The organism is Rhizobium sp. SG741 (assembly GCF_012275435.1).
GTDB lineage: Bacteria > Pseudomonadota > Alphaproteobacteria > Rhizobiales > Rhizobiaceae > Rhizobium > Rhizobium lusitanum.
Map to the genome: position 1 here is coordinate 84,160 of NZ_JAAZQP010000002.1, position 22,542 is coordinate 106,701.

At 61.5% G+C, this 22,542-nt stretch carries 25 protein-coding genes; 12 read left to right on the forward strand and 13 right to left on the reverse strand.

Annotated features, from left to right (window positions below):
• Nucleotides 1-12: 12 nt before the first annotated feature.
• A complete protein-coding gene (locus FHT29_RS05785; RefSeq protein ID WP_037193072.1) occupies nucleotides 13-792 on the forward strand; it encodes a class I SAM-dependent methyltransferase in 780 nt (259 codons plus the stop codon).
• A 6-nt stretch (nucleotides 793-798) separates the two neighbouring features.
• On the opposite strand, the gene FHT29_RS05790 is transcribed toward FHT29_RS05785, so the two are convergent.
• The 11 genes from FHT29_RS05790 to FHT29_RS05840 are packed head-to-tail and all read right to left on the reverse strand — an operon-like array spanning nucleotide 799 to nucleotide 9,810.
• Nucleotides 799-1,659, reverse strand: a complete 861-nt coding sequence (locus FHT29_RS05790) for a Pnap_2097 family protein (RefSeq protein WP_047558618.1) — start codon at nucleotides 1,657-1,659, stop codon at nucleotides 799-801.
• Between the two features lie 2 nt (nucleotides 1,660-1,661).
• Entirely contained in the window at nucleotides 1,662-2,933 is a 1,272-nt protein-coding gene (locus FHT29_RS05795; protein ID WP_047558621.1) for an MSMEG_0569 family flavin-dependent oxidoreductase, read from the reverse strand.
• A gap of 12 nt (nucleotides 2,934-2,945) precedes the next feature.
• Nucleotides 2,946-3,233, reverse strand: a complete 288-nt coding sequence (locus FHT29_RS05800; protein WP_047558624.1) for an MSMEG_0570 family nitrogen starvation response protein — start codon at nucleotides 3,231-3,233, stop codon at nucleotides 2,946-2,948.
• Entirely contained in the window at nucleotides 3,226-4,380 is a 1,155-nt protein-coding gene (locus FHT29_RS05805; RefSeq protein WP_047558627.1) for an MSMEG_0565 family glycosyltransferase, read from the reverse strand. The genes FHT29_RS05800 and FHT29_RS05805 overlap by 8 nt, the downstream gene beginning before the upstream one ends.
• A complete protein-coding gene (locus FHT29_RS05810; protein WP_047558833.1) occupies nucleotides 4,377-5,351 on the reverse strand; it encodes a sll0787 family AIR synthase-like protein in 975 nt (324 codons plus the stop codon). The genes FHT29_RS05805 and FHT29_RS05810 overlap by 4 nt, the downstream gene beginning before the upstream one ends.
• Nucleotides 5,352-5,353: 2 nt before the next feature.
• A complete protein-coding gene (locus FHT29_RS05815) occupies nucleotides 5,354-5,896 on the reverse strand; it encodes an MSMEG_0567/Sll0786 family nitrogen starvation N-acetyltransferase (protein WP_047558629.1) in 543 nt (180 codons plus the stop codon).
• Nucleotides 5,893-7,011, reverse strand: a complete 1,119-nt coding sequence (locus tag FHT29_RS05820) for an MSMEG_0568 family radical SAM protein (protein WP_047558631.1) — start codon at nucleotides 7,009-7,011, stop codon at nucleotides 5,893-5,895. The genes FHT29_RS05815 and FHT29_RS05820 overlap by 4 nt, the downstream gene beginning before the upstream one ends.
• Nucleotides 6,938-7,981, reverse strand: a complete 1,044-nt coding sequence (locus tag FHT29_RS05825) for a Nit6803 family nitrilase (RefSeq protein WP_047558836.1) — start codon at nucleotides 7,979-7,981, stop codon at nucleotides 6,938-6,940. Before FHT29_RS05825 ends, FHT29_RS05820 begins: the two co-directional genes overlap by 74 nt.
• A gap of 56 nt (nucleotides 7,982-8,037) precedes the next feature.
• Complete coding sequence (locus tag FHT29_RS05830) at nucleotides 8,038-8,520, reverse strand: MSMEG_0572/Sll0783 family nitrogen starvation response protein (RefSeq protein ID WP_037193052.1); 483 nt, start codon at nucleotides 8,518-8,520, stop codon at nucleotides 8,038-8,040.
• Entirely contained in the window at nucleotides 8,489-8,803 is a 315-nt protein-coding gene (locus FHT29_RS05835) for a hypothetical protein (protein WP_168599329.1), read from the reverse strand. The genes FHT29_RS05830 and FHT29_RS05835 overlap by 32 nt, the downstream gene beginning before the upstream one ends.
• Before the next feature lie 56 nt (nucleotides 8,804-8,859).
• A complete protein-coding gene (locus FHT29_RS05840) occupies nucleotides 8,860-9,810 on the reverse strand; it encodes a LysR family transcriptional regulator (RefSeq protein ID WP_168599330.1) in 951 nt (316 codons plus the stop codon).
• A gap of 98 nt (nucleotides 9,811-9,908) precedes the next feature.
• On the opposite strand from FHT29_RS05840, the gene FHT29_RS05845 reads away from it, so the two are divergent.
• The 9 genes from FHT29_RS05845 (at nucleotide 9,909) to FHT29_RS05885 (ending at nucleotide 19,304) form a co-directional block, all read left to right on the forward strand.
• Nucleotides 9,909-10,784 carry a dioxygenase gene (locus FHT29_RS05845; protein WP_168599331.1) on the forward strand — a complete coding sequence of 292 codons (876 nt, stop codon included), beginning with the start codon at nucleotides 9,909-9,911 and terminating at the stop codon, nucleotides 10,782-10,784.
• Nucleotides 10,781-11,839 (forward strand): maleylacetate reductase, encoded by a 1,059-nt coding sequence (locus FHT29_RS05850; RefSeq protein ID WP_113108934.1) that lies wholly within the window; start codon nucleotides 10,781-10,783, stop codon nucleotides 11,837-11,839. The genes FHT29_RS05845 and FHT29_RS05850 overlap by 4 nt, the downstream gene beginning before the upstream one ends.
• 58 nt (nucleotides 11,840-11,897) lie before the next feature.
• On the forward strand, nucleotides 11,898-13,178 hold the full coding sequence (locus FHT29_RS05855; RefSeq protein WP_168599332.1) for an ABC transporter substrate-binding protein: 1,281 nt from the start codon (nucleotides 11,898-11,900) through the stop codon (nucleotides 13,176-13,178).
• A 70-nt stretch (nucleotides 13,179-13,248) separates the two neighbouring features.
• Nucleotides 13,249-13,968, forward strand: coding sequence for an ABC transporter ATP-binding protein (locus tag FHT29_RS05860; protein ID WP_092573608.1), 720 nt, complete (start codon nucleotides 13,249-13,251; stop codon nucleotides 13,966-13,968).
• On the forward strand, nucleotides 13,968-14,690 hold the full coding sequence (locus tag FHT29_RS05865) for an ABC transporter ATP-binding protein (protein WP_168599333.1): 723 nt from the start codon (nucleotides 13,968-13,970) through the stop codon (nucleotides 14,688-14,690). The genes FHT29_RS05860 and FHT29_RS05865 overlap by 1 nt, the downstream gene beginning before the upstream one ends.
• Nucleotides 14,677-15,540 carry a branched-chain amino acid ABC transporter permease gene (locus FHT29_RS05870; RefSeq protein ID WP_037193037.1) on the forward strand — a complete coding sequence of 288 codons (864 nt, stop codon included), beginning with the start codon at nucleotides 14,677-14,679 and terminating at the stop codon, nucleotides 15,538-15,540. Before FHT29_RS05865 ends, FHT29_RS05870 begins: the two co-directional genes overlap by 14 nt.
• Before the next feature lie 7 nt (nucleotides 15,541-15,547).
• The gene (locus FHT29_RS05875; protein ID WP_080760597.1) at nucleotides 15,548-16,663 is read left to right on the forward strand and encodes a branched-chain amino acid ABC transporter permease; all 1,116 of its coding nucleotides are present in this window, start codon (nucleotides 15,548-15,550) and stop codon (nucleotides 16,661-16,663) included.
• Nucleotides 16,656-18,410, forward strand: a complete 1,755-nt coding sequence (locus FHT29_RS05880) for an FAD-dependent monooxygenase (protein ID WP_168599334.1) — start codon at nucleotides 16,656-16,658, stop codon at nucleotides 18,408-18,410. Before FHT29_RS05875 ends, FHT29_RS05880 begins: the two co-directional genes overlap by 8 nt.
• Nucleotides 18,411-18,416: 6 nt before the next feature.
• A complete protein-coding gene (locus FHT29_RS05885; protein WP_168599335.1) occupies nucleotides 18,417-19,304 on the forward strand; it encodes an intradiol ring-cleavage dioxygenase in 888 nt (295 codons plus the stop codon).
• A 71-nt stretch (nucleotides 19,305-19,375) separates the two neighbouring features.
• Here the strand turns inward: FHT29_RS05885 and FHT29_RS05890 are convergent, their stop codons facing one another.
• Nucleotides 19,376-20,167, reverse strand: coding sequence for a phenylalanine 4-monooxygenase (locus tag FHT29_RS05890; RefSeq protein WP_168599336.1), 792 nt, complete (start codon nucleotides 20,165-20,167; stop codon nucleotides 19,376-19,378).
• Between the two features lie 123 nt (nucleotides 20,168-20,290).
• Here FHT29_RS05890 and FHT29_RS05895 point away from each other — a divergent pair, with 123 nt between their 5' ends.
• Nucleotides 20,291-20,752 carry an Lrp/AsnC family transcriptional regulator gene (locus FHT29_RS05895; RefSeq protein ID WP_037193369.1) on the forward strand — a complete coding sequence of 154 codons (462 nt, stop codon included), beginning with the start codon at nucleotides 20,291-20,293 and terminating at the stop codon, nucleotides 20,750-20,752.
• 30 nt (nucleotides 20,753-20,782) lie between these two features.
• Here the strand turns inward: FHT29_RS05895 and FHT29_RS05900 are convergent, their stop codons facing one another.
• The gene (locus tag FHT29_RS05900; protein WP_037193029.1) at nucleotides 20,783-21,262 is read right to left on the reverse strand and encodes an Lrp/AsnC family transcriptional regulator; all 480 of its coding nucleotides are present in this window, start codon (nucleotides 21,260-21,262) and stop codon (nucleotides 20,783-20,785) included.
• Between the two features lie 130 nt (nucleotides 21,263-21,392).
• Here FHT29_RS05900 and hppD point away from each other — a divergent pair, with 130 nt between their 5' ends.
• Nucleotides 21,393-22,502: a 4-hydroxyphenylpyruvate dioxygenase gene (gene hppD, locus FHT29_RS05905; protein WP_168599337.1), complete on the forward strand. Its 1,110-nt coding sequence runs from the start codon at nucleotides 21,393-21,395 to the stop codon at nucleotides 22,500-22,502.
• Nucleotides 22,503-22,542: the final 40 nt, after the last annotated feature.

Genomic DNA, 22,542 nt, shown 5'->3' on the forward strand with positions numbered 1-22,542 from the left:
GGGTTTTGGATTTTGGAGTCGAGTGTTCGAAAATTTGTGTTTCGCGATCTTCAGAGAATCGATGGTTATATCGATCCGCCCGACGCCCTTGTCTTCCTGTCGTTGATCGGAAGGCAAAGGCAAGAGAATCTGCTCGGCGGTCTCGCGGAAATCGGCGTCTATTATGGGCGCTCCTATTTTCTGCTGCGCAAGATCAGTGCGCCTGACAGCAACGTACTTGCCATCGACCTCTTCGACATCGAAGAGAATGATGCGCAATATCAGCGCTTTCTCGATAATGGCAGGTCGCTGGGCATCCCTGTCGACGAGGAACTCGTCATCTCCGGCGACAGCACCAGGCTCGATCCGCAAGCCATCATCGACAAGATTGGCCATGTCCGCTTCTTCAGCATCGACGGCGGTCATCTGCTCCGCCACGTGCTTGCCGACAGCCATCTGGCCGAAAGCGTGCTGGCCGATCACGGCATCATCGCCTTCGACGACACGTTCAACCCCGCCTGGCCGGAGGTGACGATCGGCGTCTCGGATTTCCTGCGAAGAAACAGCGACACATTTTCAGCCTTCTGCATGACGAAGTACAAGACCTATGTCTGTCGGCGGGACTTTCATGATTTCTACCGGGCCGCAATCAGCGAGGCGCTGCATCTCAGGCCCTTCGAGCACGCCGAGATGGATTTTCTCGGCTCGAAGGTGATCCGGTTGCACAATCCCCTCAACCGCCGGGTTGCCTACGAGCTCCTGCAGCGACTGGGCATGAGCGCGCTATCCGAATGGGCCTATCGCCACGGCTGACTGCTGCTAGCCGTCCCGCAGCAGCGCGAACAAGATTGCGATCTCGGTGCCATCTGGGCGCAGCAGACGGCAGGCGATGCCGGTATCGCCAGGCTTTACGACGCTCAACTCGATGGTAACTGCGTCCTGGGCTCCGATATTCCCTTTGAGGAAAACGTCCCGCCGCACGACGTCAAGGCGTTGCTCTGGAAACCACGCTTCCAGCGCGCGCGTCATGAGCGCCTGGAATTCCGCGAAATAGAAGAGCCCCGCGCCGTTGAACTCCTCTGCCATGGATGGCTTGAACCTGAAACTCTTCAGGTACCGCCCGATCGCAGGCGTCATGCCGAGATGTGTCTGTGCCGTGCCGCGACGAAGGGCGGCGGCCGTGGCGGCGAGCTCGCTTGTCGCAAGTATTTCGCCCTTGCTGCGAGCATGTTCGACGCGCACCAGCGAGCGATTGTCGCCTTCTATGTCGCGCCGGACGAAGGCGGAGATCAGTTCGACGTCGGCGATGCTGGTGCCACCGATGCTCAGATGATGCCGGCTCGAATATTGCGTCCGCGAGATCCGATGCAGGGAAGAGCGAATGGCCAGCACATCGTTGGCGCGGGCAAGCTGAAGCTTCGTGCCGGTCATAGATGTCGCGCAGATCGAGGCATAGACCTCGCGGCCGTCAGCGGTGCGGAAATCCGCATTGTCCATGCCGAGATGCCGCGCCAGCATCAGCCAGTGCCGGTGGCCGAGTTCCTTCATGAGCCAGGTCTCGGACAGTCCGACAGGGCTCAGATGCGGCATGCCGAGAAGGATATATGGATCAAGCGCACGCTCCATCAGCGCGCGTGCTGAGGGCGTCTGTGGCTGGGCATCGAGGACGGCAATGGTCATGATCAGCGCCCAACCGCCTGTCTGAGGACCGGCTGGCTGCCCTCGAGGTATCCGGCGAGATGATCGACGACATGCTCCGCATCCTTGCCGACGGCAAGAAGGCGCCCGGAGCCCCAGGTCCAGAGCCAGGGCAGGCCGAGCACATAGACGCCGCCGATGCCGGTGACGCCGCGCCGCTGCACGGGATAACCCGTGCCGTCGAAGATCGGCAGACCGACATAGGACCAATCGGGGTCGAAGCCCGTCGCCCAGATGACCGACGTCACCCCCTCGGCCGCAAGATCCAGTTCGCTCGGTTCGATCGGCGGCTCCCAGAGCGGCGTGTAGACACTGGCCGGCGGCGCATCGATGCCTTTTTCGGCGATGTACCGATCGATCAGCCCGTTGATGCCGTTATAGACCCGGTCGGCATTATCCAGATTGGCCTTCAGGTTCGGCGCAAAGAGCATTTTCCCGCCGGAAATACCGTCCATCCGGCCGTAGAGCGACATGCCCTCCAGCGCGAATTTCCGCAGATCGATATCCCGTCCGCCGTCTCGGCCGGTCAGGTAGTGGTTGGTATCGTGCTTCTTCTTGGTCATTCCGTCATGTTCGACCGTAATGTCGTATTGGCCGACATCCGCGAGCCAGTCCACCACGTCACGGCCGCGATAGAAGCGGGCGCAGCGCGGGGCGTTGCCCGTCACCATATGCACCTTCCGGCCGGCCAGATGCAGGTCTTCGGCGATCTGGCAACCGGATTGGCCGGAGCCGACGACGACGACGGAGCCCGCCGGCAATTGCAGGGGATTGCGATAGTCGACGGTATGGATCTGCAGGATATCGTCCGGGAGGCGTTCGGCGGCTCGGGGAATCGACGGCCGGCTGTAAAGGCTGGTCGCGAGCACGACGCAATCCGCGGTGACCGTGCCGGCAGAGCTTTCCACCTTGAAGACGCCATCGACCTTTTCGAGCAGGCTGACCGTCGTGCCTTCAAGCACCGGCGCATCCACCTTTTTGATGAAGCGGTCGACATAGGCGATGATCTCGTCCTTGATCATGAAGCCGTGCGGGTCGTCGCCGTCGTAGGGATGGTCGGGAAGCTGGCATTGCCAGTTTGGCGTCACCAGGCAGAAAGCGTCCCAGCGCTCATCCTTCCATTTGTGGGCGACGGTCTTCTTCTCGAAAACGACGTGATCGATGCCGTGCTTTTTCAGATAATGGCTGGCCGAAAGTCCGGCTTGGCCGCCACCGATGACGACGGCGCTATAATGCGGCTTGAGCGATAAGGTCATGGCTGGTTCCTTTCAGAGAATGAAGTTTTGGCAGCGGACGCGCGCATCGGCCTCGTCGAGAAAAAGCGCTCCGGCCGCCTCGAGGCGGGCAAGCTGGTTGCGTGCGAGCGAACATGGATAGCCGTATTTCGCCTCGACCCGATCGCTGGCGATCGTCAGCGCCTTGCGGCTGCGGTCGAGGAAATCGCGGATCGGATAGGCCTCGCCTTCCGCGAAAAAATCCCGGATGATCAGCGAGGGCGAATAGCAGGTCTCTTCGCGGCCGTCCGGCCAGGCAATAACGAAACGCATCTCAGGCATGGGCGCTCTCCTTCAATGCCGCATAGGCGGCAAGATGCGCTTCTCCGACGCGCCGCCAGCTGAAGCGACTGGCGACTTCCAGGCCGCGCGCGATGACGCGGTTGCGGATCTCGGGGATCAGAGCGAGCGCCATGGCTTCGGCGATCGACGCCGAATGCTTGGGATCACACCAGATCGCGTCATCGCCCGAGAGATATTCCGAAAATGGGGGGATCGAGGAGACGACGACCGGTACGCCGCTTGCCATCGCCTCCAGCACGACCAGTCCGAACCCCTCCTTCAGCGAGGGAAAGACAAGCGCGTCGGCCAGCCTGTAGAGATTGGGCATGTCCTCGTCGGCGACCGGGCCGATCACATGGACAGCGGCGGCGTGATCGCGCAGCAGGGCGAGCTCGGAGCGGAACTCCTCCTGATAGCCGCTGTGGTCGAGCAGCGAGACGCCTCCTGCGATGACCAGCCGCGCATCGGGCTGGACGGCGCGGAGCTGCCGGAAGGCGTCGAGGATGCCGATCGCATTCTTGCGCGCCTCGATGCCGCCGATGCTGAGAAAGGTCGGACCGGGCGGCAGGCTCAGGCGATCGCGCAGGGCCGCCTGTTCGCCGCTCCAGCCCGGGGTGAAGCGTTCGCTATCGACGCCGTTGCCGACAACAGTCGCTTCGATCCCGCGACCCTTGAGAATGCGCTGCCATGTGGCGCTGACGGTGAAGAAGAGGCAGGCCTTGTCGATGGAGCGATCCTGCAGCGCCATCAAACGTGGATCGGCGAACTGGTCGATGTGGTGAACGGTGCGGGCAAAGGCGGGGATCAATCCACGCTCGTTCAACGTCGCCAGCGCATTGCCGGAAATGCCGTCATGGGCGTGGAATATATCGAAATCGCGGGCCGCCGGCTTTTCGAAATAGCTGACATAGTCGGCGATCCTTTGCTCCACCATGCTTGTCATGTCGCCCGGCGCCGGGGCGACGGGGATGCATGCCGCGCTGCAGGCCGGCTTGCGAAAGAAACCGGTGCCTTTGGCATCCGGCGCATGCAGGACGACCTCGTGACCAAGCGCGGTCAGCGCCTCGGAAAGCTGCATCGCATGCACCACGCCGCCGCGCGGATTGGTGGAGTGTGACAGCATGGCGATCCGCAGCGGGCGTATCATGCGGCGTCCTCCCGTCGTCCAAGCTTCAGCAATGGCGTTTCGGCGTGGTCGCGAATGACGGCGCGCTCCGTGCCGTCGGTGATCGCCACTTCGCTGCCGGCGAGAACATTGCCAATGGCGGCGGCGCTGATGCCGCGCTCGGTAAAGCGGCGGATCGCGCCCTCAGCCTTTCCGGGTGCGACCGAAAGCAGATAGCCGAAGCTCGGAAAGGTCGCGAGCCATCGCTCCAGCGTCACCTCGGCCGGCAGCGGAATGGTTGACACGTCGATCTCGATCCCGACGCCGGAACATTCCGCCAGCATGATCGCCGTGCCGATGATACCGCCCTGGCTGATGTCCTTGGCGGCGAGCGCCAATCCCGCCTCGGCAATTTGCGGCAGGATTTCCAGGTCGCCGCGAAGGCGCTGAGGCGGCGCATCTGTCGCCGCTTCCCAGTTGTTGAACGGTTCGCGGTAACGGCCGCGATGGTCGACTGCGGCGATGAGCACGTCGCCTGCCTTCGCGTCGAAGCTTGTTAGCAGCTTTTTAGCCCGCCCGAGAATGGCGGCGGACAGCTGGCTGCGGTCGGTGCGGATATTCGTATGACCGCCAACGATCGGCACGCCGAAGGCTCTGGCCGCGGCGCGCATGCCCTCCAGCACCGGGGCGACACTTCGCTCGCCATCGGCCCAAACAGCGTCGACGACCGCGATCGGACGTCCGCCCATCGAGGCGACATCGGAGATATTGACCATCACGCTGCACCAGCCGGCAAACCAGGGGTCGGCAGCAACGAATTCGTTCATGAAGCCTTCGATGGCGAACAGCAGATATCCGTCGCCATCCTGCAGCGCGGCACAGTCATCACCGACGGCGACAGGCTGGCCGGCAAGCCCGAGACTGGCGGCGACCGCGCCGATATCCGCCTTGGCGGCAATGCCGTTCGATTCGGCAAGCCGAACAGTGAGTGACTTGATGTCGATCGCCACCATGATCAGGCCGCCTTCTTCGGCAGCGCGACGAATCCCGTTTCCGGCGTCGGGCATGGGGGGTACCAGGCAAGGTCAGCTTTCATTCTCAGATGCGGCTTGCCGTAGATCTCGAACTCCTCGATCACGTCCCAATGCAGGCGGCGGAACAGCAGGCCGTTCTGCGCCTGCACATTGGCGAGGAAGGTGTGGCAGCCCATCGCATTGGCGGAGGAGACGGCGAGCCGGATGAGCGTTGCGCCGAGCGCGCCGATCTTGCGGAAATCCTCATGAACCGCGAGCCGCGAGCCCCACCACAGGCCGGGCTCGGCCTGATGAATGCGCACCGTGCCGACCAGCCTGTCGGCGACCGGCCCCATCATGGAGAGTGCTACGATCGGAATCGCATGGTCGTCGATCGCGTCGCGATCGTCGCCTTCAAAAATTTTCTGCTCCTCGCAGAAGACGGCGCGGCGCAGCGCATGCGCTTCCCGCCGCTCCCATGCGGATGTTGCGAACTTCACCTGGAATTCGCCGGCCTGATAGGGTGCGAAGGGCTCGAAGATCATCTGGTCAGCATCCTTTCATAGGTGGAAAGGGCCGAGCAGGCGCCGCATTTGCCGCAGCCGGCCTTGATGTCGGTCGCCTTCAACCTGCTTTCGACCAGCATTTTCGAGAGAGGACCGAGGATCGAATGCATGAAATCCGGCTTCGGGGCCGGATGGCTTTCGAGCGGCGTTCCCGAAATCGGCACGAACGGAACCACGAAGGGATAGACGCCGATTGCGACCAGTCTTTCGCAGATATCGAGAATGGCCTGGCTTGTATCCCCGAGGCCGGCGAGGATGTAGGTCGAGACCTGCCCACGCCCGAAGACCTCTACCGCCGCCTTGAAGGAGGTCATGTATTTGCTGATCGGCACCTGCGCCTTGCCCGGCATGATGCGGGCGCGGATTTCGGGCGTCACTACTTCCAGATGCATGCCGAGCGCATCGACGCCGGCCTCCTTCATGCGGGCAAACCAGGCGTCGTCTTCGGGTGGTTCGCATTGCGCCTGGATCGGCAGGTCGACGGCGGCCTTGATGGCGCGGGCGCTGTCGGCAAGGATTGCCGCGCCGCGATCCGGCCCTTTTGGCGTGCCCGTCGTCATGACCATGTGCTTGACGCCGTCCAGCTCGACGGCCGCCTTGGCCACTTCCGCGAGCTGTTCCGGGGTCTTGTGGGCAATCGTGCGGCCGGCGGCCAGCGACTGGCCGATGGCGCAGAACTGACAGGTCTTCGTGCGGCTTTGGTAGCGGATGCAGGTCTGCAACACCGTGGTCGCCAGCACGTCGCGGCCATGCAGGACGGCTATCTGCGAATAGGGAACGCCGTCGGCCGTCGTTCGCTCGTAGAAGCGCGGGCGCAGCGGAAAGGAGACCTCACCCAGCACGCGGCCGTCCCGGCTGATGCGGCTCCTGCCGCTCTCGTCCGGCCTCTCGACGAGATAGGGGCTTTCGAAGGCCGGCGCCGTATGCACCGGCACCATGACCGTCATGCCGTCGATCGTTATCGGCTTGTGGTCGGACGGGCCGGCGCCGCCACGGCGGCTCTCATGGCCCGCTTTCGGATCAACCAGCCTGGCTCCGAACGACTGCAATTCGTTGATCAGGATTTCGGTCGGAAGACGCGTCGTCGTGTCCATCGGTGTTGTTCCTTGCGGGTGCGATTTCGAAAGAATTGGGGGAGGCGATCATCGGCGCCGTGGCGCGGCCGTCGATGGCGAGATGCAGAAGTTCGGGGCGTGCGTAATGACCGACGGAATCCATCATCCGCTTGCGCTTGACGATCAGGCTCATGTCGAGATCGGCGATCAATATGCCTTCGCCCTCGGTGAGCGGCGGGGCGAGGTGCCTGCCTTCGGGCGAGATGATCGCCGTCATGCAGCCGCCGCGCAGCGCCTTTTGCAGGGTCTGGTCGGGTGTGATCGAAACGATCTGCTCGTCGGTCAGCCAACCCGTCGCATTGACCACGAAGCATCCGCTTTCCAGCGCATGATGGCGGATCGTCACTTCCATCTGCTCGGCAAAGATCGGCCCGACCATCGAGCCCGGAAACTGGGCGATGTGGATTTCCTCGTGCTGGGCCATCAGCGCGTAGCGGGCGAGCGGATTGTAATGCTCCCAGCAGGCAAGCGCGCCGAGCCGCCCGATGCGGCTGTCGACGACCGCAAGGCCCGAGCCGTCGCCCTGGCCCCAGATCATCCGCTCGTGGAAGGTCGGCGTGATCTTGCGGCGCTTCAGGATGAGCGTGCCGTCGGCATCGAAGAGGAGCTGGCCGTTATAGAGCGAGCCATGATCCCGCTCGTTGATGCCGAGCGCGACGACGATACCGTGCTCGCGGGCCGCAGCGGCGACCGCATCCGTGGCGGCACTGGGCACGGTGACCGCCTCTTCATAGAGGCGCAGGTGCTCCTTGCCGGAGAGAACCGGCGGCAGCACGAATGAGAAATAGGGGTACCAGGGGACGAACGTCTCCGGAAAGACGATGAGATCCGCACCCTTCGATGCAGCCTCCCGGATCGCTTCCAGGACCCGCGCGAGCGTTTTCTCACGCGAGGTCAGGTCCGGGGCGATTTGCGCAGCGGCGGCGCGGACGATCGGTTTCTTCTCCATGGCGGGCTCCATCGGTTGGGACGAGGGAGGCGAAGCGGCGCTCCGCCTCCGGCGGGTCAGAGCGTCCAGGTGTCGAGGATGAAGGCGCCGTCGCGACGATGGATCAGGATGAGGTCGAGAACATCGAGCGGGCTGATCGGCCTGATTCCTGGAATAAGCGAGGATTCGCCGTGGCCGTAGAGCGCCTGGAGAGCGAACCGGCATGCATAGACCTTGCCGCCTTCCTCCATGAAGCCCTTGATCTGGTTGTTGAAGTTGAGATGACCCGGGAAGGCCTCGGCTCCGAGCCTGGGAAAGCCGCGCTGCACGCCAAGCGTAACGCCCGGGCCGTAGAGAAGAACGGATGTTTCGAAGCCCTTTCGCTTCAGGCGCTTTGCCTGGAGCAGGTTCACAAGGCCGATCGAACCTTCGAAGGCAACGGTGTGGAAGGTGATAAGGGCTTTCTCACCCTCTTTGGCCTGAACGTCCTCGAAGACCTTCTCTTCGTAGTCGACGAGAAAGTCTCCGTCAGCATGGGCGGGTGCGGTAATTGTGGGCATGAATGGCTCCTGTGTTTGAAGTCAGGCCCCGTCGCGGGGAGTACAGCCATTCAATTGCAAGCACCGTGCCAATATCGATTTTGCCTAAATTACAACCAAAGGAATGAATTATGCAGTCAATTATGCTATCAATAATTTGATATATCTGCTGTTGGACGGAATTTGACAAAATATAGGGCAAAATCATGCCAAAAATGAAAGCCATCATGCATCCAATTAATGCATTCAATATACATTCATTTGATGCGCCAAACGCATCCCCGTTCGTGAGAAATTTCGGCATGATGCTGGCTCTCCGGGTAGCGATCGGCCGGCATGAGGCAGGCCAAGGCCTGCGCGCTACACCCCCCAGACGACGGATTCCTCATGGCGCTTGATGAGATGCCTCAGTGTCTCGAAACCCGAGCGGACAAAGTCCGCGAACTGGTCGACTGCGGGAGAGCGTGGCGCATCGATGCGTTTCAGGATGGAAAGCGCGCGCTCGGGATGGGGAATGTTGATCGGCAGCGCGGTGATGCTCTTATCCCTGCGTTGGGCGAATACCACGCTGTGCGGCATGACTGTCAGAGCGTCCGCAGCTTTCAGATAGTTGATCACGCCCATCAGCGACCCACCGGAATAGCGGATCTTGATCTCGGTCGCGCCGAACGACAGGAGCAGCGCGCGCAGGTCGGCCAGCAGCGGGCTGCCCGGCGGCGGCGCGACCCAGGGATAGTCGAGAAGCTGGGCCGGCTGCAGCTTTCTTTTCAGCAGCAGAGGGTGGGTCACCCTGCAGGCGATGACGTTGCGGCCGGGCAAGATCTGTTGGAATTCCAGCCCCGAGCCCTCGTCAAGAATATCGATGGGGCAGATGGCGAGGTCTATCTGGTCGGCCTTGAGGGCGGCTCTGAGATCGGAAAAATAGCCGTAGGACTGCTCGATGCGCACATCCGGATGCGTCGCCTGGAATTCGGCGCATAGCCCGGCGATCAGCCCATCCATGAAGAAAGGGGTTCCTCCGACACGGACGACGCCGCTCTTGCCGACGCGGAAGCTCTCCACCAGATCCGTTGCCTTGCGGGAGGCCGCCAGCATCACCAGGCCGTATTCGGCGAGCGACGATCCAAGCGCCGTCGGCTGCAGCGGCCGCCTGCCCTTGATGAAGAGCGGCTCGCCCAGTCGTTGCTCCAGCATCGAAAGCGTGCGCGACACCGCCGGTTGGGCAAGGCCCAGAAGGGCCGCACCTTCGGTGACACCGCCGGTTTTAACCACAGCCGCAAGCTGAATAAGATGGCGTTCGTCGATCTTCATAACAATCCGTTATATTATGGCGGAAAGAAATCATCAACGCTCCCACCTCTTGCTGCTACCTTGTTGTCGATCAGGCTTGCGTATGTGGGAGGAGATGCATGTCGCCAGGTGCCGATATGCCGATTTTTAGCGAGGCGACCTCATCGGAGGTCTTCGCTGGGCGCCTTCCTCAACAAAAAGGCAATCAGCTGGCGCAGCTGATGGTGGCTGTCGTGGAGCATGTCCACGATCTCATCAGGGAATTCCGGCCGACACAGGACGAGTGGCGCAAGGTGATCGCCTTCCTGACCGAGGTCGGCCACGCAAGCGACGAGCGCCGACAGGAATGGGTGCTGCTGTCAGATCTCCTGGGTGCTTCGGCGCTGGTCGAGGAAATCAACTCGAAGCGGCCGAAGGGCGCGACCCCGAATACGGTTCGGGGGCCGTTCTTCCGCGATGATGCACCGGAGCGCGCGCCTGGCGCATCGATCTCGCTCGATGGTGTGGGCGAGCCTCTTTCCGTGTCCGCACGTGTGCAGGATCTTGACGGCCAGCCTGTCGCCGGCGCCGAAGTCATCACCTGGCAGGCGAATGCTCAAGGGTTCTACGAGAACCAGCAGCCCGACCTGCAGCCTGAGTATAATCTGCGTGGCCTGTTTCGCACTGATCCTGATGGCCGCATCCGGTATCGAACCATCGTGCCGAAGGGATACGGCGTGCCGGATGACGGGCCGGTGGGCAGATTGCTCGCCAATGCTGGTTATCCCTTGCGCCGGCCCGCGCACCTGCATTTCGTCGTTCGCGCCGAGGGGTTCGAGACGATCACAACGCATGTCTACGATCGCAACGATCCGCATCTGGGCGAGGATGCCCTGTTCGGCGTGAAGCCCGAATTGCTGCGGGACTTCCGGGTCGCCGGTACGGATAACGCGTCGACGAAGACGCTCGACTTTACCTTCGTCATGGTCAGGGCAAAACCAGGGAGGCCGCGATGATCAGCGAATTTTCCTATGCCGGAAGTGCAGCCAGGATCGTCTTCGGCGAAGGAACGAGCGACAGCGTGGCCGAATGGGTGGAGAAATCCGGCCGTCAGCGTGCTCTGGTCCTGTCCACGCCGCATCAGCGCGCCGACGCGGAGGCTCTTGCGAAGAGCCTGGGGCAGCTTTCGGCCGGGGTGTTTGCCGGCGCAGTCATGCATACACCGATCGACGTGACGGAGAGGGCGATGGAAGCCGTTGCCGAAGCCAAGGCGGATTGCGTGGTCTCGCTCGGCGGCGGCTCGACGACCGGTCTCGGAAAGGCCATCGCCTATCGCACGGATCTGCTCCAGATCGTGGTGCCGACGACGTATGCCGGCTCCGAGGTCACTCCCATCCTCGGCCAGACCGAGCGAGGGGTGAAGACGACGGTACGGCATGAGAGGATATTGCCGGAGATCGTCATTTACGATCCGCTGCTGACCCATGGATTGCCGGTCACCATGAGCGTGACGAGCGGGCTGAACGCCATGGCGCATGCCATCGAGGGACTTTATGCGCAGGATCGCAATCCGATTTCGAGCCTGATGGCGATCGAGGGGCTGAGGGCTTTCAAATCCAGCCTGCCTGCTATCGTTGATGATCCGAGGAATGCTTCTGCGCGTAGCGAAGCGCTCTATGCCGCATGGCTGTGCGGTTCGGTTCTCGGGGCTGTCGGCATGGCCCTGCACCATAAGATCTGCCACACGCTGGGCGGCCTGTTCGATACGCCACATGCCGAGACGCATGCTGTCATGCTGCCGCATACGGCAGCCTTCAATGCGCATGCCGCACGCAGCGAGCTTGCTCCGGCGGCGGAGCTTTTTGGGGGCTCCATCGGTGGTGGCCTCTGGGACTTCGCCAAATCGATCGGCGCGCCCTTGAGCCTGCAGACTGTCGGTCTCAGCGAGGAAGATCTCGACAGGGCCACGGCAGCCGCAATGGAAAATCCCTACTGGAATCCGAGGCCGGTCGATCGTGCCTCGATCCGTCAGATGCTGCAGGAAGCCTGGGAAGGCAAACGCCCGGGGTAGGAAACGACCCGCGCCGCAGGCGCGCTCTTTGGGAGGAGAGGGGATTATGGGAGGAAACATGTTTACCAGACGCGATTTTCTGAAAACCACGGCCGCCGGCGGCACCGCGATTGCGGTATCCGCTTTCGCAGCACCGGCGATTGCCCAGAAGAAACCGATCAAGCTCGGCTATGTCAGCCCGCAAACCGGGCCGCTTGCCGGCTTCGGCGAGGCCGACAAGTTCGTCATCGACAACTTTATCGCGACGACCAAGAAGCTCGGCCTCAGCTACGAGGTCGTGGTCAAGGACAGCCAGTCCAATCCCAACCGGGCGGCTGCCGTTGCGAAGGAACTGATCGTCACCGACGAGGTCAACCTGGTGCTGGTCTCGTCGACTCCGGAGACCACCAATCCGGTGTCCACCACTTGCGAGGCGGAGGAGATGCCCTGCATTTCCACGGTGGCGCCCTGGCAGCCCTGGTTCATCGGCCAGCAGGGCAATCCCGGCGACCCGTCGAGCTGGAAGCCGTTCAACTATGCCTATCACTTCTTCTGGGGGCTTGAGGACATCATTGCCGTCTTTACCGGCATGTGGAGCCAGATCGAGACCAACAAGAAGGTCGGCGGCCTCTTCCCCAATGATGGCGACGGCAACGCCTGGGGCGACAAGGTCGTGGGCTTCCCGCCCGTGCTGGAGAAGCTCGGCTACAATCTCACCGATACCGGCCGCTTCCAGAACCTGACGGATGATTTTTCCGCGCAGATCAATGCCTTCAAGCAGGGCCAGACCGATATTCTGACCGGCGTGCTCATTCCGCCCGACCTGACCACCTTCTGGAACCAGGCCAAGCAGCAGGGTCTCAAGCCAAAGATCGCGTCGATCGGCAAGGCGCTCCTGTTCCCGCAAACGGTGGCGGCGCTGGGCAATGCCGGCCATAACCTGTCGACCGAGGTCTGGTGGACGCCGAGCCACCCGTTCAAATCGTCGCTGACGGGGCAAACGGCCGCCGACGTGGCTGCAGCCTTCACGCAGGCGACCGGCCGTCCCTGGACGCAGCCGATCGGCTTTGCCCATGCGCTCTTCGAACTTGCTGTCGATGTGATGAAGCGCGCCGAGGATGTGGGTGAGGGCGACGCCGTTGCCAAAGCCATCGGCCAGACTAAGCTGGACACGCTCGTCGGGCCGATCGCCTGGGGGAGCGACAAGCTGCCGCCGTTCGCTCAGAAGAATGTCGCCAAGACACCCCTGGTCGGCGGTCAATGGCGGCTGAAGACCGATGGCGGCTATGACCTCGTCGTGGTCGAAAACCGCCTGGCGCCCAACGTGCCGCTTGGCGGCAAGCTGGAAGCCCTGACGTGATCTCGCGCCGCCATCAAATCCGTTGCCCCGCGCTCGACGTGGTGGAGCAACAGCAATCGGGAGGAGCGCCATGCCCCTGCTTGAACTGAACGAGGTATCCAAGTCTTTCGGTGCGCTCGTGGTCGCCGAGAATATCGGCTTTTCGGTCGAGGCAGGCGAGGCATTGGGCGTCATCGGACCGAACGGCGCGGGCAAGTCGACACTCTTCAATCTGATCACCGGCAATCTTGCGGTCGATCGCGGATCGATCGAATTTAATGGTCGCGATGTGACGCGCGATCCTCCCATGCAGCGATGCTTTGCCGGCATGGGGCGCACGTTTCAGATCCCGCAGCCCTTCGAGCGGCTGACGGTCTATGAAAACCTGCTGGTCGCCGGCGCTTTCGGCTCGCGAACGTCCGAGCGCGAGGTGGAAGCCTATTGCGCCGATGTCCTCGTCGAAACGGGCCTCATCGGCAGGGCCAATAATCTTGCCGGCTCTCTGTCGCTGCTGGAACGAAAGAGACTGGAGCTGGCGCGTGCCCTGGCGACCAAGCCCAAGCTTCTCCTGCTCGATGAAATCGCCGGCGGCCTGACCGACGGCGAATGCCGGCAACTGATCGCCACGATCAAACGCGTTCATCGGCGGGGTGTGACGATCATCTGGATCGAGCATGTGCTGCATGCGCTGACGGCGGTGGCCGAGCGCCTGCTCGTGCTCAACTTCGGGCGGGTGATCGGCATCGGCAAGCCCGACGCCATCATGAACTCGCGCGACGTCCGCGAAATCTATCTCGGCATGGAGGTCTGATGGCAAACCTTCTGCAGATAACCGGCCTCAAGGCCTTTTACCGCGATTTCCAGGCTCTCTTCGGCGTCGATCTGTACCTCGATGCAGGTGAAACGGTCGCTGTCATCGGCGCCAACGGCGCCGGCAAATCGACGTTGATGCGATCGGTCGCCGGTGTTCTCAGCAACCAGCCTGAGATGGTGGTCTACAAAGGCGAGCCGATCGGGGCGCTTTCGGCGCCCGACGTCATGGCTCGCGGCATCGCTCTCGTTCCGGAAGGGCGCAAGCTGTTTGCCTCCATGACCGTGGAGGAGAACCTGCTGATCGGAACATACGGCCGCAAGGTCGACGGACCGTGGACGCTGCGCGGCGTCTACGAGCTTTTTCCCATTCTCCAGGAGCGCCGGCACAATCCTTCCACGGCACTTTCCGGCGGCCAGCAGCAGATGGTGGCGATCGGTCGGGCGCTGATGTCTAATCCGCAGGTTCTGCTGTGCGATGAGCTGAGCCTCGGTCTGGCGCCCGTCGTCATCAAGGATATCTATGCGGCCTTCCCCCGCATCCGCGCCACGGGCGCCGCCATCATCATCGTCGAGCAGGATATCGGCCAGGCGCTTGCCGTGTCCGACCGTGTCTATTGCATGATGGAAGGCCGGATCACCTTGACCGGCCGCCCCGGAGAGCTCGACCGGGCGCAGATCCACGCCGCCTATTTCGGAGCCGATCAACATGAACTGGGTTGATACGATCCTCCAAGGCGTTCTGCTCGGCGGGCTCTACGCGCTGTTCGCCGCCGGGCTCAGCCTCGTGTTCGGCATCATGCGGCTGGTCAATCTGGCGCATGGCGACCTTATCGTCTTTGCGGCCTTTCTCATTCTGGTGCTGGTGTCGACGCTTGGCGTCAATCCGTTCCTTGCCGCCGCGATTGCCGCACCGCTGATGTTCGCGATCGGCTGGCTGGTGCAATTCATTCTTCTCAATCGCACTCTCGGCAAGGATATCCTGCCGCCGCTGCTCGTCACCTTCGGCCTCTCGATCGTCATTCAAAACGGGCTCATGGAAGGCTTCAGTGCCGACAGCCGCCGCGTGTCGGCCGGCGCACTGGAGACGGCCTCCATCCCGCTTGCCGGCCTCAATATCGGCCTCATGCCTCTGTTGACGTTCGCCTCGGCAATTCTTGTCATCCTCGTGCTGAACAGGCTGATCTACAGCACTTCGATCGGCCGCGCGTTCCGAGCCACTTCCGATGATCCCGTGACGGCAGGGTTGATGGGCATCCGCCCCGAGCGAATTTTTGCCATGGCGACCGGGATCGCCATGGTCGTCGTCACGATCGCCGCCCTTTATCTTGGAACCCGCGCGAATTTCGATCCGAGCGCCGGACCGTCGCGATTGATCTATGCTTTCGAGGCCGTGATCATCGGCGGTCTCGGCTCGCTTTGGGGCACGCTGGCGGGCGGTATTATCCTTGGCGTTGCGCAGACCTTCGGCGCCGCCATCAATCCGGAGTGGCAGATCCTGGCGGGTCACATCGCCTTCCTCCTCGTACTCGTCTGCAAGCCGCGTGGTCTTTTCCCGCGAGCGATCGATTGAGGGTCCCATGACGTCAGGTTTCGAAACAATGATGGCAGAAGACGGGTCGCAAACCCCTTGGCGCACCGAAATAGGAACGCGGCTTTCGACAGGCTTTGCAGGCGTGGCTCTCCTCGTGCTGGCGGGCTTGGCTTTCGCGCCTTTCGTGGTCTCGCGCGGTGTGCTGCAGGACCTGTTCTTCATTCTGACCATGCTGGCGCTCGCACAAAGCTGGAACCTTCTTGCCGGCTATGCCGGGCTGATCTCCGTCGGGCAGCAGCTTTTCGTCGGCTGCGGCGCCTATGCTCTCTTCGGACTGGTCACCCTTCTCGGCATGGACCCGATCCTCGCGGTGCTGCTGGCCGGCGTGGTTGCGGCACTTCTCGCGGTCCCCACCGCCTTCTTCGTGTTTCGCTTGCACGGACCCTATTTCGCCATCGGCACCTGGGTGATCGCGGAAGTCGGCCGGCTGGTGCTTGCCCAGTGGAAGATGCTCGGCGGCGGCACGGGAACCTCCCTGCCGCGTGAGGCGGCCAGGGACATGGCCGGCATCGCGCTGCTCAAGGATTGGTTTGGCATGAAGGCAGCGCTTGCCGCCGATGCTCTCACCTTCTGGCTGGCGCTGATCATGGTCGCGGTTACCATCGGCTTTGTCTATCGCCTGCTCAAAAGCAAGCAGGGCCTCGGCCTGGCGGCTGTGCGCGACAACGAAACCGCCGCCCGCGCGCTGGGTGTGGATGCCAGGCGCATGAAGGTGACGGTCTATCTCGCCACGGCCTTTCTGACAGGCATCGTCGGTGCCCTGATCTATCTGCAGAAGGGCCGGATCTCCCCGGATGCCGCCTTCTCGCTCACGGACTGGACAGCCTATGTGCTTTTCATCGTTGTCATCGGCGGCATCGGAACGATCGAGGGGCCGATCCTCGGTGTGATCCTGTTCTTTTTCCTCCAGAATGCGCTCGCAAGCTATGGGTCCTGGTACCTGCTGCTGCTCGGTGCGCTGGCGATCGCCACCATGCTGTTTGCGCCGCGCGGCCTTTGGGGCTTGGTCAGCGAGCGCACCGGCATCGAACTCTTTCCGGTCCGCCGTGTCTTGAAGGGCAGACCGCTCGCACAAACAGCAAAGGGAGGGCCAAATGGCTGACATCACGACCGACGTTCTCATCATTGGCACAGGGCCTGCCGGCTCGGCGACGGCCGCATTGCTGGCCAGCTACGGGTTGGAGCCTCTGGTGATCAACCGCTATCGCTGGCTGGCCACCACACCGCGGGCGCACATCACCAACCAGCGTACGATGGAGGTTCTGCGCGATCTCGGCCGCGATGTGGAGGACGAAGCCTATATGTTCGCGACCGAGCAGGAGCTCATGGGCGAAAACGTCTTCTGCACGGCGATCAACGGCGAGGAGATCGGCCGCATGAAGAGCTGGGGCACGCATCCGCTCTCGCAGGCGGAACACCAGCTGTCATCGCCGAGCCATATGAACGATCTGCCCCAGACGTTCATGGAGCCGCTGCTCTTCAAGACCGCCTGTTCGCGTGGCGCGCAGGCGCGCATGTCGACGGAATATCTGAGCCACGTGCAGGACGAGGACGGCGTGACCACGACATGCCTCGATCGGCTGACGGGCAAGGAAGTCACCGTGCGCTCGAAATTTCTGATCGGCGCCGATGGCGGCAATTCCAAAGTTGCCGAGCATGCCGGTCTCAGCTTCGAGGGAAAGATGGGGGTCGCGGGCTCGATGAACATCCTTTTCGAGGCGGATCTCTCGCCCTATGTTTCGCGCCGTCCCTCTGTGCTTTACTGGGTGCTGCAGCCGGGAGCCGATGTCGGCGGCATCGGCATGGGCCTCGTGCGCATGGTGCGGCCCTGGCATGAGTGGCTGATCGTCTGGGGCTATGACATCAACGAACCGCCTCCGGCCGTCGACGACGCATTTGCGATCAGGGTGGTGCGGGACCTCACCGGCGTTGCCGACCTGCAGCCGAAGATAAAATCGGTGTCGACCTGGACCGTCAACAACATGTACGCCACCACTATGTCCAACGGCCGGGTGTTCTGCATGGGCGATGCCGCCCATCGCCATCCCCCCTCGAACGGCCTTGGCTCCAACACGTCCATTCAGGACGGTTTCAATCTCGCCTGGAAGCTGGCGATGGTGATCAGGGGGCAGGCGGGCCGCGGTCTTCTCGACAGCTATCAGGCGGAGCGGGCGCCGGTCGCCAAGCAGATCGTTACCCGTGCCAACAAGTCGATCGAGGAGTTCGGGCCGATCTTCAGGGCGTGCGGCCTTCTGGACTCCGTCGATCCGGTGAAGATGCAGCAGAACATGGATGCCCGCTGTGATGACACGCCCGACGCCGAACGGCAGCGCAAGGAGATCCGCGAGGCGATTGCGGCCAAGGTCTATGAGTTCGATGCGCATGGCGTTGAAATGAATCAGCGTTACCGGTCGGATGCCATCGTCACCGACGGGCAACCGGAGCCCGGTTTCGAGACGGATGCGGAGTTGCATTATCAGCCGACGACATGGCCCGGCGCACGCCTGCCGCATACCTGGCTCTTCGGCCCCGACGGGGAAAAGGTGTCGACGCTCGACATTACCGGCCATGGACGGTTTACCGTGCTGACCGGCATCGGCGGCGATGCCTGGCTTGCGGCGGCAAGGGCGCTTGCTAAGGAATTCGGCATCGAGCTCATTGCGCACAAGATCGGTCCGCGGCAGCAATGGCAGGACTACACCGGCGATTGGGCGCGGGCGCGTGAAATCCGGGATTCCGGCGCGATCCTCGTTCGTCCGGACCATCATGTCGCCTGGCGCTGTGACGGTACCATCGCCGATCCCGTCGGCGAAATGCGCCGCGTATTGAACACCATTTTGGATCGGTGACTGATCATGGAAGCGCATGAAAAAGGATATTTCACAGAGGAAAACTCGGTCGAGGTCGTGACCGGCCGCAACGCCAACGCCAAGAGCGAACGGCTGAAGGAGGTCATGTCGGTCATTACGCTCAAACTACATGAGGCGGTGAAGCAGATCGAGCCGACCCAGGAGGAGTGGATGGAGGCGATCCTCTTCCTCACCCGGACAGGCGGGATGTGCAACGAATGGCGTCAGGAATTCATCCTGCTTTCGGATGTGCTTGGCGTATCGATGCTGGTCGACGCCATCAACAACCGCAAGCCTTCAGGCGCATCCGAGAGCACGGTGTTGGGTCCGTTCCATGTCGCCGACGCGCCGGAATTGCCAATGGGCGCCAACATCTGCCTTGACAGCAAGGGCGAGGATATGGTGATCTCCGGCCGCATCCTTGATATCGAGGGCAACCCTATCAAGGATGCGGTCATCGATGTCTGGCAGGCCAATGACGAGGGCTTCTACGACGTCCAGCAAAAAGGTCTTCAGCCTGATTTTAATCTGCGCGGGATATTCCGCACTGGGGCAGACGGAAGCTACTGGTTCCGGGCGGTCAAGCCGAAATACTATCCGATCCCGGATGATGGACCTGTCGGCCAGTTGCTGGCCCAGCTCGGCCGCCACCCGTACCGGCCGGCGCACCTGCACTACATCATCTCGGCCGATGGTTTTGAAACGCTGACGACCCACATCTTCGATCCGGACGATCCCTACATCCATTCGGATGCTGTCTTCGGCGTGAAGGAGAGCCTGCTTGCCAAGTTCAGGCTGACTGAAGATCAGGCGAGGGCAAGGCAGCTCGAGTTTTCAGGCAAGTTCTGGGAGGTTAACCACGACTTCGTTCTCGCCTATAAGCGACAAGTCTAGGACATGGTTGACGATGCGTATCGGATAATCGGCAGCCGGAACGTGGGCTGCCGATCCTTGTCGTCAGCGGCTCACGAGGCCTTGGCTTCGAAGGCGGGCGGGAAATCGCCCAGCGACTTTGCCTTGAGGATCAGGCCTTCGATATCCTCATCGACGATCGCTTCAAGGTCGCTGAAGCTGTCGATGACGTAGTAGATCGGCTGGACGATATCGATCCGGTAGGGCGTCCTGAGCACGCTCAGCAGATCGAACGGCCGAAACTCGCACGCCTTGCCTTCCATCGCCGCCTTCGCTTCGCTTGGCGAGGAGACGATGCCCGCGCCGAAACAGCGACGGCCCTCCGGCGTATTGATCAGGCCGAACTCGACGGTGAACCAGAAGATGCGGAACAGGTGCCAGGAATAGCCCTTGCCGAGGCGAACGGCGGTTTCGCCGAAATGCCGTACAAAATTGGCATAACTCTGATTGGTCAGCAGCGGGCAATGGCCGAAGACTTCGTGGAACAGGTCCGGTTCCTCGATATAGTCGATATGCTCGCGACGGCGAAGGAAGGTGGCGAGCGGAAACTTGCCTTGCGACAGGAGCTCGTAGAAGCGGGAAGGCGGAATGAGCGCCGGCACGCCTTCCACCCCGAAGCCCGTCGTTTCGTTCAGGCGGCGGTTGACGTCGCGCAGCTGGGGCACCTTGTCCGGCTTCAGCCCCAGGGTTTTGACGCCGTCCAGATATTCGCGGCAGGCCATATTGGCGAGCAGCTTCAACTGACGCCGATAGAGTTCGCCCCATATCGCATCTTCTTCGACGGTATAGGCGTATAAGCCATCCGGGCCTGGCAATTTGGCGGTGTAGCTGCTTTCCTTGACCATAGCTCGATCCTCCCAGATGCTGCGGTATCTTTCCAATTATGAACCGAGTTCGCGGGAAATTCTTTCCTTTTCCGGTAAAAATGGACGTGGTATTGGTAAATCTTCTCAAAAATGGTGCAGAAGATGAAAGAATCTGGGAATCCTCACCGCAAGCTTCTGCAATCGATCCAGGCCGATGGCAGTCTTTCGCTGGCAGACCTGTCGGAAAAGGCCGGTATGTCGCAGAGTTCGACCTGGCGGAAGATCCAGGAACTGGAATCGGAGGGTGTCATCCGCAAGCGAGTGACGCTGCTCGATCCCGGCAAACTCGATCTCAAGCTTTGTGTGATCGCGCATGTAACACTGGAGGACCATCACGAGGAGACAGTGGCGTCTTTCGCATCGGTGGTATCGGAGCGGCCGGAGATCATGGAATGCTATGCCCTGTCCGGCGCCTTCGACTACATGCTGAAGATCAGGGCGAAGGACGTGGAAAGCTACGAGGCGTTCATGACCCATTACCTGCTGCGCAACCGGCGCGTTCGCACGGTCGTTTCGAGCTTTGTGCTGCGCGAGCTGAAATTCTCGACCGAATTGCCGATCTAGCGTCTGTCAGGCCGGATGCGCGCCACCATGTCAGCTGTGCGGCATGAGCACCGGGAACCCTTCGAATGTCTTGAGCGTATCGAGCACAATGGAAGTCTTTACGTGTTGCACCGACTCGTGCGGCAACAGGATGTCGTTGACGAATCTCGAGAGGTCAGCGAGCCCGCGTGTCGCGACCTTCAGGTGGTAGTCCATCTCACCCGTCAGCGCATAGGCTTCGAGAACTTCCGGCAGCCCGTTGATCAGCTGGGAAAATCGGCGAGCATTGTCCCTGTTATGGGTCGCAAGCGTCACGGAGATAACCACCAGCATATCCAGACCGAGCTTCTGCCGATCGAGGTTTGCCTGGTAGCTGCGAATATATCCTTCGGCTTCCAGCCTCGTTCGCCGGCGCGAGCATTGCGAGGGTGAAAGCGCGATCCGCTCGCCCAGTTCGTTGTTCGTCAGCCGGCCGTCTTTCTGGAGTTCCTGCAGCAGGCGCAGATCCAATTTGTCGAGTTGTTCATCCATTGCGCAAAACTTCCAAAATCCTCACAGATCGTGTATAATATTTTCGCTTCGCATGAAGAATGCAAGAACTTTGCATGCGTTTTGGGCCACACTTTGCATAGACAGAGTCCAATCTTCCGAGGAGGAGAAAATGGGTCCTTTTCCGCATGACGCGCCGCCGTCGGAAATTACCGCCGACAATCCGGCCGGCACCGACGGCTTCGAATTCGTTGAATTCGCTCATCCCGAGCCCGAGAAGCTGCGTGAGCTCTTCACGCGCATGGGCTATACTCCTGTTGCCAAGCACAAGACGAAGGACATCACCGTCTGGCGTCAAGGCGATATCAATTATGTGCTGAATGCCGAGCCGGGCAGCCATGCCGCCCGTTTCGCGGCAGAACACGGCCCCGCTGCTCCGTCGATGGCCTGGCGGGTCGTTGATGCCAAGCACGCCTTCGACCATGCCGTGTCAAAAGGTGCTGTTCCCTATGAAGGGAATGACAAGGCGCTCGATGTCCCGGCAATTGTCGGCATCGGCGGTTCGCTGCTCTATTTCGTCGAAACCTATGGCAAAAAGGGATCGGCTTACGATGCCGAGTTCGATTGGCTGGGCGAGCGCGACCCGCATCCCGAAGGTGTCGGCTTCTATTATCTCGACCATCTGACGCACAACGTCTTTCGCGGCAACATGGACAAGTGGTGGGCATTTTATCGCGAATTGTTCAATTTCAAGCAGATTCACTTCTTCGATATCGACGGGCGCATCACCGGTCTGGTGAGCCGCGCGATCACGTCTCCCTGCGGCAAGATCCGCATTCCGCTGAATGAATCGAAGGACGACACAAGCCAGATCGAGGAGTTCCTGAAGAAGTACAAGGGCGAGGGCATCCAGCACATCGCCGTGGGAACGGAAGACATCTACGAAGGCACCGACAGGCTTGCCGATAGTGGCCTGCGCTTCATGCCAGGTCCGCCGGAGACCTACTACGATATGTCCTATAAGCGTGTGAACGGCCACGACGAGCCCATCGACCGCATGAAGAAGCATGGTATCCTCATCGACGGCGAAGGCGTGGTGAATGGCGGCCTGACGAAGATCCTGCTGCAGATCTTCTCCAAGACGGTCATCGGCCCGATCTTCTTCGAATTCATTCAGCGCAAAGGCGACGAGGGCTTCGGCGAAGGCAATTTCCGTGCTCTCTTCGAGTCGATCGAGGCAGATCAGATCAAGCGCGGCGTCATCGGCACGGCGGCCGAATGATCTCTAGGCGACCCGGCGATTGCATGGGGTCGCCCTCAGT